Raw genomic sequence first — 12,804 nt, forward strand, 5'->3', positions numbered from 1 at the left:
CCGGCCGGGGGTGACTTGACCGGAATCCACGGCGTGCCGTCGCCGCACCGCGCGGGGTCAGGCCCCGAGCGCCGGCCCGACGACCCGCCACGAGTCGCGCAGCTCGCGGGAGAACAGGCCGAAGGTGTGCGCGCCGCTGGAGTAGCGGTCATAGGTGAACGGCACGCCGCCGGCCCGCAGCGCGGCGGCCATGTGGCGGGTCCCCAGGTCGGCGGCGAGCTCGGTGGGGGCGCCGATCGCAAGGGTCGCCGAGCCGGACCCCGCGGCCTCGTCGGGCCCGGGGTTGCCCGGCGCGGAGGCGAGGTAGAGAGCGGTGCCGCGGAGTCGCTCGACGTCGTGCGACGGGTCGTTGTGGAGCCACGCCGGGTCCCCGGGGGCGCCCCACGCGTTGTGCACGTTGCCGCCGCCGCGGGCCACCATCGCCGTCATGGCGGCGCGGCCGAGCGGCGTGGAGACCTCGGGGAAGCCGGACAGGGACGCGGCGGCCGCGTAGTGGTGACGGCCGGTCGCGGCGAGGGTGAGGGCCGGGCCGCCGGACATGGACACGCCGATCACGCCGCGGGTGCCGTTGAGCCCCCAGGCGCCGGCGAGCGCGGCGGGCAGCTCGGAGTCGAGGAAGGTGTGCCAGCGGTTGACGCCGAGGACGGGGTCGGGTCGCTGCCAGTCGGTGTAGAGGCTGAACCGGCCGCCCTCGGGGCTGGCGACGAGGACGTGCTTGTCGGCGAAGAAGTCCTGGTAGTCGGTGTGGTAGGCCCAGCCGACGTGGTCCTCGCCGCCGCCGACGCCGTTGAGCAGGAGCAGCAGCGGCGCCGGCGCGGGCCGTGCGGGCAGGAGGACGAACGTCGGCACCGCCTTGTTCATGGCCGGCGACCACACGTCGGCGAGGACCTTGCGGCCCTCCACGGGCTGGACGCGCAGGACCTGCGGGCGGGAGCGGTCGGCAGGCGGCGGGGCCGTGGGTCGCGGTGCGGTGGTGAAGCCCAGGGCGGTGGAGGTGTCGACCCCTCCGGAGGACTGGGCGGCCGCCGCGGGGACGGTCCCGGGGACGACCGCGGTCAGGGTGACCGCCGCGCCGGTCAGAGCTGCCACCGCCGCGAGGGTGACGGCGGCCGGGGCACCGGTCCGACGAGTGGGTGACAGGCGTGGACGGGGGCGACGACGACGAGACACGCCCGTCACTCTAAGTCACTCCTGTCACCGAACACAGGGTGACGGGGTGGGCGCCACGTGAGGCGGGACCGGCTACCCGGGCGCGGCTAGAGTCCGCTGTATGAGCTCTGGCCCGCCCGCGCACGCCCTGGTCCTGCGACACCGGGCCAAGCCGGGCCGTCGCGAGGATCTGATCGAGGCGTGGCGTCGGCACATGCCCGAGGCGGTACAGGCCAACGACGGGCATCGCGCCTACGTCCTGTGCGCCTCGTACGTCGACCCGGACGTGATGGTGGTGTTCCAGCACTACCGGGACGCGGCCGCCGCGCAGGAGTTCCTCGGTAACCCGGCCTACCTGCGGTATCTCGAGGAGGCGGGGGACCTGCTGAGCGGTCCGCCGGAGGTCGAGGCGGTCGAGCCGCTGTGGTCCAAGGCGGTCGCGGCGGACGACTGAGACCCGCGGCGGGTCGAGCGGGCGGACCGCGGGCGGACCGCGGGCGGTGGCGAACCGGCACGTCCGGGGGCGGCCCGCGCCGGTTCTCCGCCCGGCAGGGGCATGTCGGGCCCACTCGGTAAAGTCAGCGCCGTGACAGCCCGCAGACCGACCTCCGATCGCAGCGCCGCCGACGATCGTGCCGCCTCCGACCGACACGATGCCGCGGTGTTCTCGGGTCTGCAGGACGGCCCCGGCGCCAGGCCCGATCCGGCGGAGGTCGAGGCCCGGCGGGTCAGACTGCTGGCCGGCGCCCAGACCACCCTCAACCAGCTCGCCGACGTGCTGTCCCCGCTGGCCGCGGCGTTCGGTGAGGCCGGGCACGAGCTGTACCTCGTGGGCGGCAGCGTCCGCGACGCCGTGCTCGGGCGTCTCGGCACGGACCTGGACTTCACGACCGACGCCCGCCCGGAGACGGTCCGGGAGATCCTCGACCGCTACGCGGACGCGGTGTGGGACACGGGGATCGAGTTCGGCACCCTGTCCGCCGTCAAGCGGGACGGCGACGGGATCGAGCAGCAGATCGAGATCACGACCTTCCGCGCCGACTCCTACGACGGGGTCACCCGCAACCCCGAGGTCGTCTACGGGGACACCCTCGACGGGGACCTGGTGCGGCGCGACTTCACCGTCAACGCCATGGCGGTGCGGCTGCACCCCGACGGCCGGCACGAGTTCGTCGACCCGCTGAACGGGATGGACGCGCTACTGGCCGGAGTGCTCGACACCCCGGCCGCGCCCGAGCAGTCCTTCGCCGACGACCCGCTGCGCATGCTGCGGGCGTGCCGCTTCGTCTCCCAGCTCGGCTTCACCCTAGCGCCGCGCGTGTTCCGGGCGATGACGGAGATGACCGCGGAGATCGACCGCATCACCGCGGAGCGGGTCCGGGCCGAGCTCGACAAGACCATTCTCGGCGACTACCCGATCGACGGCATCAACATGCTGTGCGAGACCGGCCTGGCCGACCACGTGCTGCCCGAGGTGCCCGGCATGAAGCTCGAGCGGGACGAGCACATGCAGCACAAGGACGTCTACTGGCATTCGCTGACCGTGCTCAAGCAGGCCATCGACCTCGAGCCGGAGGGCCCCGACCTCGTCCTGCGCTGGGCCGCACTGCTGCACGACATCGGCAAGCCGGCCACCCGCGCGCCCAAACCCGGCGGCGGCGTGACGTTCCACCACCACGAGGTGGTCGGCGCCAAGATGGTCCGCAAGCGCATGCGCGCCCTGAAATACCCCAAGCAGATGATCGAGGACGTCTCGGGACTGGTGTTCCTGCACCTGCGCTTCCACGGGTACGGCGAGGGCCAGTGGACCGACTCGGCCGTGCGCCGCTACGTCTCGGACGCCGGTCACCTGCTTCCCCGCCTGCATCGGCTCGTGCGCGCCGACTGCACCACCCGAAACCGGCGCCGCGCGGCGAAGCTGCAGGCCAACTACGACTCGCTGGAGAGGCGGATCGCCGAGATCGAGGAGAAGGAGGACCTCGCCCGGGTCCGCCCCGACCTCGACGGCAACGAGATCATGACCCTGCTCGGCCTGGGGCCCGGTCCCGACGTCGGCCGCGCGTGGTCGTTCCTCAAGGAACTCCGCCTGGACCGCGGCCCGCTCGACCGGGACGAGGCCGAGGCCGAACTCCTCAGATGGTGGGCCGAGCAGAACGGCGGGGACCAGCCGACCGGGGGATCCGACACGGACCGGCAGAACGGCGACCCGGCGTGACCGGCGGAGCGGTCGACCGCTACCTCTCGTCAGCGGTCGGTCGCCTCGTCGTCGTCGTCCTGGCCTGCGTCGGCACGCTGATGCACACCGTCGGCGTCCCCGGCCTGCAACAGATCCCGCCGTACCGCATCGACCTCGACGTCTACCGCGTCGGCGGGCAGGTGTTCCGCGACGGCGGTGAGCTGTACGGCGAACTGCCGCAGCTGGCGCAGGGCGCGCACCTGCCGTTCACCTATCCCCCGCTGTCCGCGCAGATCTTCTCGCTGCTCACGCTGGTGCCGCTGCCTGTGGCGTCCGCGCTCGTCACGCTGGCGACCATCGCGGTGCTGGCGCTCGTCGTGCAGCTGGTGCTCACGCGCACGTGTGAGCGGCCGGCGCGTGAGCTGTGGTGGCTCACGGCCGCCGTCATGGTGGTGGCGCTGTGGTCCGGCCCGGTCCGGGAGACGATCGGGTTCGGGCAGGTCAACGTGTTCCTCATGGCGCTGGTGCTGGTCGACGTCATCCTCGGCCGCGGGCGGTGGTGGGGCGGCACGCTCACCGGGCTCGCGATGGCCATCAAGCTCACGCCCGCGGTGTTCCTGCTGTACTTCTTCTTGCGGCGGGACTGGCGAGGGTTGGCCACGGCGGTGGTGTCGGCGCTGGCGTTCACCGGCCTCGGCCACCTGCTCGCGCCTGACGACTCCGCCCGCTACTGGAGCTTCGCCATCCGTGATCCCGAGCGGATCGGCGGCCTCGCGTTCACCTCCAACCAGTCGGTGAACGGCGTCGTCTACCGTCTCGGCCTCGAGGACACCGCCGCGTCGATCGTGTGGTTCCTCGTCGCCGCGACGATCGGGCTGGGTATCGCGTGGGTCGCGTGGCGTCTGCTGCGGTCTGGTCAGGAGGTCGCCGCTGCGGTGGCGGTGGGTCACGTCGCGCTGTTCTGCTCGCCCGTGTCGTGGGGCCACCACTGGGTGTGGGCGGTGCCGGCGGTCGTGCTCGCGCTGGTGTGGGCCGACCGTGCGGGACGACGGGGTGGCCGCGACGAGCGCCTCTGGCTGGGCATCGCCGTCAGCGGCGTGGTGATCTTCCTGGCGACTCCCCAGTGGTGGGTGCCGAACAGTGAGGGCCGCGAGCTGGGCTGGAGCCCGGTCGAGCACCTCGTCGGCAACGCCTACCTCATCTGGGCGCTGGTGTTCCTGGTGGTGCTCGGGCTGCGGGCGGCCCGCCTGGGCCGGCCCGATCTGGGCGGCGACCCCCGCCAGCCCGTGGTGCTGGACCGCGCGCTAGCCCGCTGACCGCGCCTCCCCCGACCTGTCCGGCGGGATCGCGTCAAGCGCTCCGCGTGGCCTGTGGACAACTCGGTGGGCTCTCCACAGATCGGCCGGTGGCTCTGGTCGGTGCGGTTCGTGAGCGACACGATCGGCGCATGGACTACTTCTTCGGAGACGGCGTCGGTGAGCCGACGCAGTGGCAGGGCGAGCCCGATCTCACCCTCGGAATCGGCGCGCCGGACGCGCTGTGGCTGGACTTCGACGGCGATGGGTACGCCGACGACGCCCTCTGGGACTCGGACCTCGACGGCACGGCGGACCGAGTGGTGACCGATGTCGGTGCCGCCGGCCAGGTCGCCTACGCCGACGACGGCAACCGCGGCGTGTGGAACGTTCACGCGGGTGGCGTGGGGGCGCTCGCGGCGGGTTCTCTCGGCGCGGGGGCTGCGGGCGCGGGCTCGGTCGGCGCGGGCAGCGTCGGTGGTGGCTCGGTCGGCGCAGGGAGCGTGGGTGGTGGCTCCGTGGGCGCGGGCTCGGTCGGCGCGGGCTCGGTCGGCGGGGGCTCCGTGGGCGCGGGATCCGCGGGTCTCGGCTCCGTCGGCGCCGGCTCCCTGGCGGCCGGCTCGATCGCCGCCGGGGTACACGGATCGGGCGGTCTCGTCGAAGGTGCACTGGCCGCGGGGTCGGACGCGATCGCCGCCGGTACCCAGTCCCTGGGAGCGCTGCCGGACTGGGGCTCGCTGCTGTCCGATGCGATCGGCGCGATCCACCACGGCTCCGCGGCGGTCGCGGACTCGTCCAGATGGTCGACTCCCCCGGTCACCGAGCCCGCCCCGGGCCCGCCGCCCCCGCCGGTCCAGGGTGGGACCGTTGCTGAGCCGGCGGCCCCGGTCGTCGAGGAGGACGGATCGATCACGGTCGACACGGGGGGCGGCTGGCTGTCGGTCGCGGACGTCGACGGCAACGGTCGCCTCGACACCGCCCTGCCGTTCGAACCCCCGCGCATCGAGCTGCCGCACTTCGAACCGCCCCACATCGAGCTACCGCATGTCGAGCTGCCGCACGTCGACGCGGGGTCGGTGGCCGGTTCGGTGGATGTCGGGGTCATCGACGCGGGCGCGCTCGGAGCCGGCTCCGCGGCCGCGGGTTCGGCAGCGGCCGGATCGGCTGCCGCAGGGTCCGCCGCGGCCGGGTCGGGCGGCGGGGGCTCAGTCGGTGCCGGAAGCGTCGGCGTCGGGTCGGTCGGAGCAGGCAGCGCTGGCGCGGGCTCTGTGGGCGCGGGCTCTGTGGGCGCGGGTTCAGTGGGTGGGGGCTCAGTGGGCGGCGGTTCGATCGCCGCGGGCTCGCTCGGCCTGGGCTCCTGAGCGGATGCCCACCACCACCGCGATCACGCCCGCGGCGGCGTACAGCACCGCCGGCACCAGCATCAGTGACACCGACCGGCCGTCCGCGGGCACGAGCGGAAGCACCGCGAGCATGCCCACGACGAACGCCGAGTTGAACAGCGCGTCCTGGAGGGCGAACACGCCGCCTCGGCGGACATCGGGGACGTCGGTCTGCATGGCATTGTCGGCGACGAGCTTGACCACCTGCGCCCCCAGACCGATCGCCACCGCGCCGACCACCAGGACCGTCGGGTCGAGGGTCGGTCCGACGACGAGCTGGGCGACGGCGGATGCGGTGGCCCCGGCGGCGACGACGAGGACGCGTCGGGCTCGGGCGATGGCCCACGGGGTGACGACCGCGGCCAGACCCATGCCCGCGGCCACGGCCGCCGACATCAAGCCGAAGCCGCCCATCCCGGCGACGATCGGACCGCCTGACCCGCCGGACTCGGCATCGCGCAGGAGCAGGATCGCCAGCATCGTCGTGATCCCGAACGCGGCCCGCCCGAGCGTCACGCCGGTCAACGACACCCACACCAGAGCCGAGGAACGGGCGGCCCGGACGCCCTCGGCGAGCCCCCCGGCGAACGCCCGGACGGCACGGCGGGTCACGGCCTCGTCCGGGTGGCAGAGGAGCTCGTCGTCGTCGGGTCCCAGGTGGCGCGGCGGCAGGGCCAGGACCGCCCACACCCCCGCCAACGCGGAAACCACGGACGGCACGAGGGTCCACGAGACCGCGGAGTCGCCCGCGCCCAGGACGGCGAGCACCGCGAACGCCGCGACCGCGCCCACCGCGGTGATGACCGAACCCACCGTCACCAGCACCGAGTTGGTGGCGGCGAGGAGCCGGTCCGGCACCACCTTCGGCATCGCCGCGGTCATCCCGGTGTTGATGAGCCGGCCCAGACCGATCGCCACGAGGGACAGCGCGAACAACACCGCCAGGCCCACGCCCGAGTGGACGGCGCCGGCGGCGATGAGCGCGATGGTCGCGACGATCGCGAGGGTCCGCACCAGGGCGGCGACGGCCACCACGACCCGGCGGTCCCACCGGTCCAGAGCGGCCGCGGCGAAGGGCCCGACGATCGAATAGGGCAGCAGCATCACCGCGAACCCGCCCACGATCGCCGCCGGAGTGGTGCCCGACTCGGGGCTGAACAGCACGATTCCGCCGAGGGCGGCCTGATGGATGCCCTCGCTGAGCAACGCCGCCAACCGAGCCGTCGACAGCCGACCCAGACCATCGGACTCGCGCAGGGCGGCGGCCAGGCGGCCCCGGGTGGGAACGGCCGGGTCGGCGGGCGGTGAGGTCACGGGAGTCACGGTAGCGCTCGCGGCCGGGCCGCCGATCACCGCGGCGAGACCCGATCGAGGGGACGCGCGTGTGGCCCGGCGACGACGGGGGCATCATGGATACATGGACACGGGACCGGATGATCTGAGCGGCGGAGGCCTGTTCGGCGACCGCCTCTACGACGCCATGGACAAGCGGGATCCCGTCGCCGGTTCACTGCTCATCGCCGCGCCCGACATGCCCGACCCGAACTTCCGGCGCGCGATCATCTACATGATCGAACACGACCATTCCGGGTCGCTGGGTGTGGTGATCACCCGACGCAGCGAGACCGACGTCGAGGAGATCCTGCCCGCCTGGTCCGAGTTGTGCGCTCCCCCGTCCGTATTCCACATCGGAGGACCCGTCAAGCCCGACACCGGCATCGCCCTGGTCGTGCTGAGTGCCGGCGTCGACGGCCACCGGTTCAGCGGGCTCCAGCAGATCGAGGGCCGCGTGCACGTCGTGGACCTGGACAGCGACCCCGACCTCCTGCGGGAGCACATCGACGGCGTGCGGGTGTTCGTCGGGTACACCGGCTGGGCGCCGGGTCAGCTGCAGGACGAGCTCGACCGCGGCGACTGGTACGTCGCGCCCAGCCTGCCCAGCGACCTGCTCGCGCCCGCCCGCGTCGACGTGTGGGGTGCGGTGCTGCGCCGCCAGGAGATGCCCCTGCCCCTGTACGCCACATACCTGCAGGACGGCGACCTCAACTGACATAGAAGCCGTGCGCGATCTCACGATTCGGGACAGTGTTTCCGTATTGTGGGCAGTGGCATAAGCTCCTGCAGGTGGAGACGGTGGACGGTGAGTCGACGACGGTGACGGCCCGGCACTGGTTGGTGCTGGCCGTGGCCACGTTCGTCGCCGCGTCCGGATCGGCGTTCGTGATCGGCGTCGGCTTCCTGCTCCCCCACCTCACGAGCGTTATGGGACTGTCCCTCTCGCAGGGCGGGATCCTGGTCGCGATGCCGCTGGTCGGCATGGCCGCGGCGCTGATCGCGTGGGGCTGGCTAGTCGATCGTGCCGGGGAGAAGGTCGTCCTGGTCGCCGGGTCGGTCGGTGCCGCCGTCACCCTCGCCGCGGCTCTGTTCGTTGACTCGTTCGCATTTCTGGCGGCGCTGCTGCTGATCACGGGTGCCTTCACCGCCTCAGGTAACTCGGCGAGCGGGCGACTGGTCGTGAGCTGGTTCCCCGCGAACCGCCGCGGGCTCGCCATGGGCGTCCGCCAGATGTCGCAGCCGGCCGGATCCGCGGTCGCGGCCATGACCATGCCGCTGCTCGCGCAGTCGTACGGTCTGGGCGCGGCGTTCGCGCTCCCCCTGGCGATGGCAGCCGTTTCGGCGGTGGCGGCCCTCGTCGTCGTCACCGATCCGCCTCCACCCGAGGCCACGCGCGACGCGGGCGCCGAGGCGGTGAGTGGCGCGGCGACTGCCGCTGACGGTGAGGCGGTGAGTGGCGCGGCGACCGAAGGGTCGCCCTACCGCGGCTCCGGCTACCTGTACCGCGTCCACGGCGTGTCGGTACTGCTCGTGGTGCCACAGGGCATGCTGCAGGCGTTCCTGCTGACGTGGCTCGTGCTGGGGCACGGATGGTCGGCGATGTCCGCGGGCGTCGTGGTGACGGTGAGTCAGGTGCTCGGTGCGGTCGCGCGGATCGTGGCGGGCGCGGTGTCGGACCGAGTGGGGTCCCGCACGACACCTATTCGCGGCGTGGCGATCTCGGTGACCGCCGGCCTGGCCGCGCTGGCGGCGGCGGAAGCACTGGGCGCGCCCGGGGTCATCGCGGTGACGCTCGGCGTGATCGCCACCGTGCTGTCGGTATCCGACAACGGCCTGGCGTTCACCGCTGTCGCCGAGTTCGCCGGGCCCCGCTGGAGCGGCCGAGCGCTCGGGGTGCAGAACACCACCCAGTTCGTGGCGATCTCGGCGTCCACACCCCTGGTCGCCGCCGTGATCGACGCCGTCGGCTACTGGCCGGTGTTCGCCGGCGCGGCCGTGATCGCGGCGCTGGCGATCCCGCTCGTGCCCGTCGCCGACCAGCGGCGGGCCTGACCGCCCCGCATCGCGTCATCGTCAGGGCGCAGGCGCGCCCCGGTACTGCCCCACCGACCACACGTTGCCCTCCGGGTCCCGCACGGAGAAGGTGCGATCCCCGTAGTCGGTGTCCTGCAGCGCCAGCACCACCTCGGCCCCGGCGCCCACGGCCCTGCGGTACACCTTCTCCGAGTCGGCGGTCACGACGTAGGCCAGACCGGTGCCGGGTGGCGAGGAGTGCGGATCGTCCGCACCACGTCCCGCGTCGCCCAGCATCACGCCTCCGCCCTCGGGCTACAGGAGCTCCGCGTGGGTCACCACGCCGTCCTCGGAGTAGCACGCCGTCTCCACGAACCCCAGAGCCGCGACCAGCCAGGCGATCACCGTCCGGGAATCCGAGCACCGGAAACAGTGCCACACCGTCGGCGCGGGCGCGTCGCCCGACTGTTCGTCCATGGGTCGAGTCTGCGCCCGCCGGCCGGGCAGCGGAAGGCCTCTGTCGGGGGTGATGCGAAATCGTGGCTGGCTAGACTGCCCGGCGTGTCGACCAGCCTCTCCACCAGCGCAGGGATCCGCGGCGAGATCCGCAAGGGTCTGGCCGACTGCTCGACCGTCGGGCTCGGACTCGTGCCGCTCGGGCTGGCGTTCGGGGTGCTCATGACCCAGGCGGGGTTCGACTGGTGGTGGGCACCCGTGTTCTCCCTGGTGATCTACGCCGGGTCGATGGAGTTCCTGGCGATCGGCCTGCTCACCGCCGTCACTCCCCTGTACTCGCTGGCCGCCGCCGCGTTCCTGGTGAACTTCCGCCACGTCTTCTACGGCCTGAGCTTCCCGCTCGAGGTCATCCGCTCGCGGCTGGGTCGGCTGTACGCCGTGTACGCGCTCACCGACGAGGTCTACGCGATCACGTCCACCAAGCGGCGCGCGGAGATGAGCGGTCCGCGGACGCTGACCATCGCGATCACCTGCCAGTCCCTGTGGGTGATCCCGGGCGTGATCGGAGCGCTCGTCGGCACCGCCCTGCCCGAGGGGTTGGACGGGTTGCAGTTCGCGCTGACCGGGTTGTTCGCCGTGCTGGCCGTGGACGCGTGGCGCTCGTCCGGCGACCTGCCCGCGCCGGTGATCGGCCTGGTGTGCGGTCTGGTCGCCGCCGTGGTGGCGCCCGACCAGATGCTCATCGTGGGTCTGTGCGCGTTCGTGGGCGTGCTGCTGGTGCGGTACGCGTGGCTGCAGCGGACCGGGCAGGCGGAGAACGCCGAACAGACGCAGCACACCGGGCGGACCGAGCGGCCCGGGAGTGATGTCGCGTGACCGCCGTCCCCGGGACCGCCTACCTCCTCGCCGGGTTGGGCGTGATGTTCCTCGTCACCGTGGCGCTGCGGGCCGCTCCGTTCGTCGCCCTCACCCGCCTCCGCGACTCGGGCGTCGTCCGCTATCTCGGCCGCACCATGCCGGCCGGCGTGATGGTGGTGCTGGTGGTCTACACCCTGCGCGACACCACCACGGCGCTCGGCTCGTGGGTGCCGGCGACCGTCGCGCTCGCGCTCACGTTGGGCGTGCACCTGGCGTTCCGGCGCGCCGCCGCGAGCATCGTGCTGGGCACGGCGACGTACATGGTGCTGCAGGCGTGGCTGGCCTGAGCGGGCTGGTCAGCTCGCCACGGGGCACACGCCCAGGTCGACCTTCCACTCGGTGAGGCCGTTGAGCCACCCGGAGCGCAGGCGCTTGGGATCGCCGAGCGCGGTGAGGTCCGGCAGGTGGTCGGCGACGGCGTTGAAGATCAGTTCGAGCTGCATCTTCGCGAGATTCGCGCCCAGGCAGTAGTGCGGGCCCTGGCCGCCGAAGGTCACGTGCGGGTTCGGGTCGCGGAGGATGGTGAACGTGAACGGGTCGTCGAAGACCTCCTCGTCGAAGTTCGCCGACCCGTAGCAGATCAGCACACGGTCGCCCTTGGCGATGGGCACCCCGCCGATCTCGGTGTCCTCCATGGCGGTGCGCTGGAACTGGGTGATCGGCGAGGCCCAGCGGAGGATCTCGTCGTAGGCGGTCTCGGGCCGCTCACGCTTGAACAGTTCCCACTGCTCGGGGTGTTCGAGCATCGCGACCATGCCGTGTGTGGTGGCGTTGCGGGTGGTCTCGTTCCCGGCCACGGCCAAGAGGGTGACGAACCAGCCGAACTCCTCGGCGGAGAGGTGTTCGCCGTCGACGTCGGCCTGGACGAGCTTGGTGACGATGTCGTCGCGCGGGTTGGCGGCACGGTCCTCGGCCATGGCGTTGGCGTACCCGATGAGCTCCATGGACGCGATGGCGGGTGCGTCGGGGTCACCGCCGGCGTCGTAGCTGGTCATGATGTTGGACCACTCGAAGATCTTGTGGCGGTCCTCCTGCGGCACACCCAGCAGGTCGGCGATCGCCTGGAGTGGCAGCTCGGAGGCGATGGAGGTGACGAAGTCGTCGGCGTTGCTCTCGGCGGCGGCGGTGACGATCTTGCGCGCCCGGTCGGCGAGTTCGTCGCGCATGCCGGCGACGCCGCGGGGGGTGAAGCCGCGGGAGATGATCCGGCGGTGCTTCTTGTGGATCTCGCCGTCCTCGTTGACGAGCATCGCGCGCTGGGCCTCGATGATCTCGCGCGGGGTAGCCTCGGCGAACCGCGGGATCATCGTGTTCTCCCCCGCGGAGAAGATCTCGCCGGTCAGCCGGGAGATCTCCTTGACGTCGGCGTGCCTGGTGACGAGCCAGTAGTGGTCGTCGTCGAAACCGTCGGAGCCGGGGCGCTTGTCCACGCGGTGGATGGGTTGTGTCCGCCGGAGCTCGCGCCACTCGTCGTGCGGGAGTCGCTTCTCGAACAGGTCCGGGTCGGTGAAGTCGAAGCCCGCCGGGATGGTCACGTCCATGGTGTCTCCTGAGACTGGTCGCCCACCGGCCCCCGGTGGGGATGAAACCGTGAATAGTGGTAACTATAAGCAGGTGGCACTATCGTCGAGGGAAGTTCTCGATCGCGCGTTGATGCTCTCCGAGCAGATGGCCGGGCACATCGCGCGCGCTGCGGCGAACTACGGGCTGACGGTGCCGCGGTTGGAGTTGCTGTTCGTGCTGGGGCTGCGGGGTGAGTGCAAGCAGGTGGAGCTGGCGACGTACCTCGATTGCTCACCGCGCCAGGTGACGGCGTTGGTGGACGGCCTGGTGGCGAGTGGTCACGTGGAGCGAACGATGCCGCCGGATGACCGCCGGGTGCGGTTGGTGAGCCTGACGGAGAAGTCGCGACGGATCGTTGATGAGGTGGTGACGGCGCGCGTCGGCCTCGCCGACTGGTTGTTCGAGGGATTTGACGACGACGAACTGCAGGCGTTCGGGGCGGTCGCGGAGAAGCTGATCTCCCGGATGAGTGGGCGGGCGCTGAGCCGGCTTCCGGAGCAGTGAGCCGGGCCCGCTC

The 12,804-nt window shown here is 72.2% G+C and carries 14 protein-coding genes; 9 read left to right on the forward strand and 5 right to left on the reverse strand.

Annotated elements, in window-relative coordinates; translation table 11 throughout:
- Window positions 1-57: 57 nt before the first annotated feature.
- A complete protein-coding gene (locus DPA01S_RS00190; protein ID WP_061913339.1) occupies window positions 58-1,089 on the reverse strand; it encodes an alpha/beta hydrolase in 1,032 nt (343 codons plus the stop codon).
- Window positions 1,090-1,270: 181 nt separating this feature from the next.
- Here DPA01S_RS00190 and DPA01S_RS00195 point away from each other — a divergent pair, with 181 nt between their 5' ends.
- The 4 genes from DPA01S_RS00195 to DPA01S_RS00210 all read left to right on the forward strand — a co-directional run bounded on the left by DPA01S_RS00195 (window position 1,271) and on the right by DPA01S_RS00210 (window position 5,981).
- Window positions 1,271-1,603 carry a putative quinol monooxygenase gene (locus DPA01S_RS00195; protein WP_061913341.1) on the forward strand — a complete coding sequence of 111 codons (333 nt, stop codon included), beginning with the start codon at window positions 1,271-1,273 and terminating at the stop codon, window positions 1,601-1,603.
- A gap of 132 nt (window positions 1,604-1,735) precedes the next feature.
- Window positions 1,736-3,364, forward strand: coding sequence for a CCA tRNA nucleotidyltransferase (locus DPA01S_RS00200; protein ID WP_232302934.1), 1,629 nt, complete (start codon window positions 1,736-1,738; stop codon window positions 3,362-3,364).
- Window positions 3,361-4,641, forward strand: a complete 1,281-nt coding sequence (locus tag DPA01S_RS00205) for a glycosyltransferase 87 family protein (RefSeq protein WP_061913343.1) — start codon at window positions 3,361-3,363, stop codon at window positions 4,639-4,641. The genes DPA01S_RS00200 and DPA01S_RS00205 overlap by 4 nt, the downstream gene beginning before the upstream one ends.
- Before the next feature lie 131 nt (window positions 4,642-4,772).
- A complete protein-coding gene (locus DPA01S_RS00210; RefSeq protein ID WP_061913345.1) occupies window positions 4,773-5,981 on the forward strand; it encodes a hypothetical protein in 1,209 nt (402 codons plus the stop codon).
- On the opposite strand, the gene DPA01S_RS00215 is transcribed toward DPA01S_RS00210, so the two are convergent.
- Window positions 5,931-7,316, reverse strand: coding sequence for an MFS transporter (locus DPA01S_RS00215; protein ID WP_157076942.1), 1,386 nt, complete (start codon window positions 7,314-7,316; stop codon window positions 5,931-5,933). The genes DPA01S_RS00210 and DPA01S_RS00215 overlap by 51 nt on opposite strands.
- Before the next feature lie 103 nt (window positions 7,317-7,419).
- Between DPA01S_RS00215 and DPA01S_RS00220 the strand changes: the two genes are divergently transcribed.
- Window positions 7,420-8,052 carry a YqgE/AlgH family protein gene (locus tag DPA01S_RS00220; RefSeq protein WP_061913350.1) on the forward strand — a complete coding sequence of 211 codons (633 nt, stop codon included), beginning with the start codon at window positions 7,420-7,422 and terminating at the stop codon, window positions 8,050-8,052.
- A gap of 74 nt (window positions 8,053-8,126) precedes the next feature.
- Window positions 8,127-9,389, forward strand: coding sequence for an MFS transporter (locus DPA01S_RS00225; RefSeq protein WP_232302935.1), 1,263 nt, complete (start codon window positions 8,127-8,129; stop codon window positions 9,387-9,389).
- A 21-nt stretch (window positions 9,390-9,410) separates the two neighbouring features.
- Here the strand turns inward: DPA01S_RS00225 and DPA01S_RS17495 are convergent, their stop codons facing one another.
- Entirely contained in the window at window positions 9,411-9,647 is a 237-nt protein-coding gene (locus DPA01S_RS17495) for a VOC family protein (protein WP_311200896.1), read from the reverse strand.
- A gap of 18 nt (window positions 9,648-9,665) precedes the next feature.
- Window positions 9,666-9,827 (reverse strand): VOC family protein, encoded by a 162-nt coding sequence (locus DPA01S_RS17500; protein ID WP_311200895.1) that lies wholly within the window; start codon window positions 9,825-9,827, stop codon window positions 9,666-9,668.
- Between the two features lie 84 nt (window positions 9,828-9,911).
- Here DPA01S_RS17500 and DPA01S_RS00235 point away from each other — a divergent pair, with 84 nt between their 5' ends.
- Entirely contained in the window at window positions 9,912-10,682 is a 771-nt protein-coding gene (locus DPA01S_RS00235) for an AzlC family ABC transporter permease (protein ID WP_061913352.1), read from the forward strand.
- Between the two features lie 44 nt (window positions 10,683-10,726).
- Window positions 10,727-11,011, forward strand: a complete 285-nt coding sequence (locus DPA01S_RS00240) for a branched-chain amino acid transporter permease (protein WP_061913514.1) — start codon at window positions 10,727-10,729, stop codon at window positions 11,009-11,011.
- A gap of 9 nt (window positions 11,012-11,020) precedes the next feature.
- Here the strand turns inward: DPA01S_RS00240 and DPA01S_RS00245 are convergent, their stop codons facing one another.
- Window positions 11,021-12,265, reverse strand: coding sequence for a cytochrome P450 (locus DPA01S_RS00245; protein ID WP_061913354.1), 1,245 nt, complete (start codon window positions 12,263-12,265; stop codon window positions 11,021-11,023).
- A 112-nt stretch (window positions 12,266-12,377) separates the two neighbouring features.
- On the opposite strand from DPA01S_RS00245, the gene DPA01S_RS00250 reads away from it, so the two are divergent.
- Window positions 12,378-12,791, forward strand: coding sequence for a MarR family winged helix-turn-helix transcriptional regulator (locus DPA01S_RS00250; RefSeq protein ID WP_061913516.1), 414 nt, complete (start codon window positions 12,378-12,380; stop codon window positions 12,789-12,791).
- Window positions 12,792-12,804 lie beyond the last annotated feature (13 nt).

Origin of the sequence: Dietzia papillomatosis NBRC 105045, from assembly GCF_001570845.1 — a bacterium.
GTDB lineage: Bacteria > Actinomycetota > Actinomycetes > Mycobacteriales > Mycobacteriaceae > Dietzia > Dietzia cinnamea.

Bases quoted from the DNA above. Each gene is read 5' to 3' on its own strand.
- DPA01S_RS00195 (WP_061913341.1), top strand. From the start codon at position 1,271: ATGAGCTCTGGCCCGCCCGCGCACGCCCTGGTCCTGCGACACCGGGCC.
- DPA01S_RS00210 (WP_061913345.1), top strand. From the start codon at position 4,773: ATGGACTACTTCTTCGGAGACGGCGTCGGTGAGCCGACGCAGTGGCAG.
- DPA01S_RS00220 (WP_061913350.1), top strand. From the start codon at position 7,420: ATGGACACGGGACCGGATGATCTGAGCGGCGGAGGCCTGTTCGGCGAC.
- DPA01S_RS17495 (WP_311200896.1), bottom strand. From the start codon at position 9,647: ATGCTGGGCGACGCGGGACGTGGTGCGGACGATCCGCACTCCTCGCCA.
- DPA01S_RS17500 (WP_311200895.1), bottom strand. From the start codon at position 9,827: ATGGACGAACAGTCGGGCGACGCGCCCGCGCCGACGGTGTGGCACTGT.
- DPA01S_RS00240 (WP_061913514.1), top strand. From the start codon at position 10,727: ATGTTCCTCGTCACCGTGGCGCTGCGGGCCGCTCCGTTCGTCGCCCTC.
- DPA01S_RS00245 (WP_061913354.1), bottom strand. From the start codon at position 12,265: ATGGACGTGACCATCCCGGCGGGCTTCGACTTCACCGACCCGGACCTG.
- DPA01S_RS00250 (WP_061913516.1), top strand. From the start codon at position 12,378: ATGCTCTCCGAGCAGATGGCCGGGCACATCGCGCGCGCTGCGGCGAAC.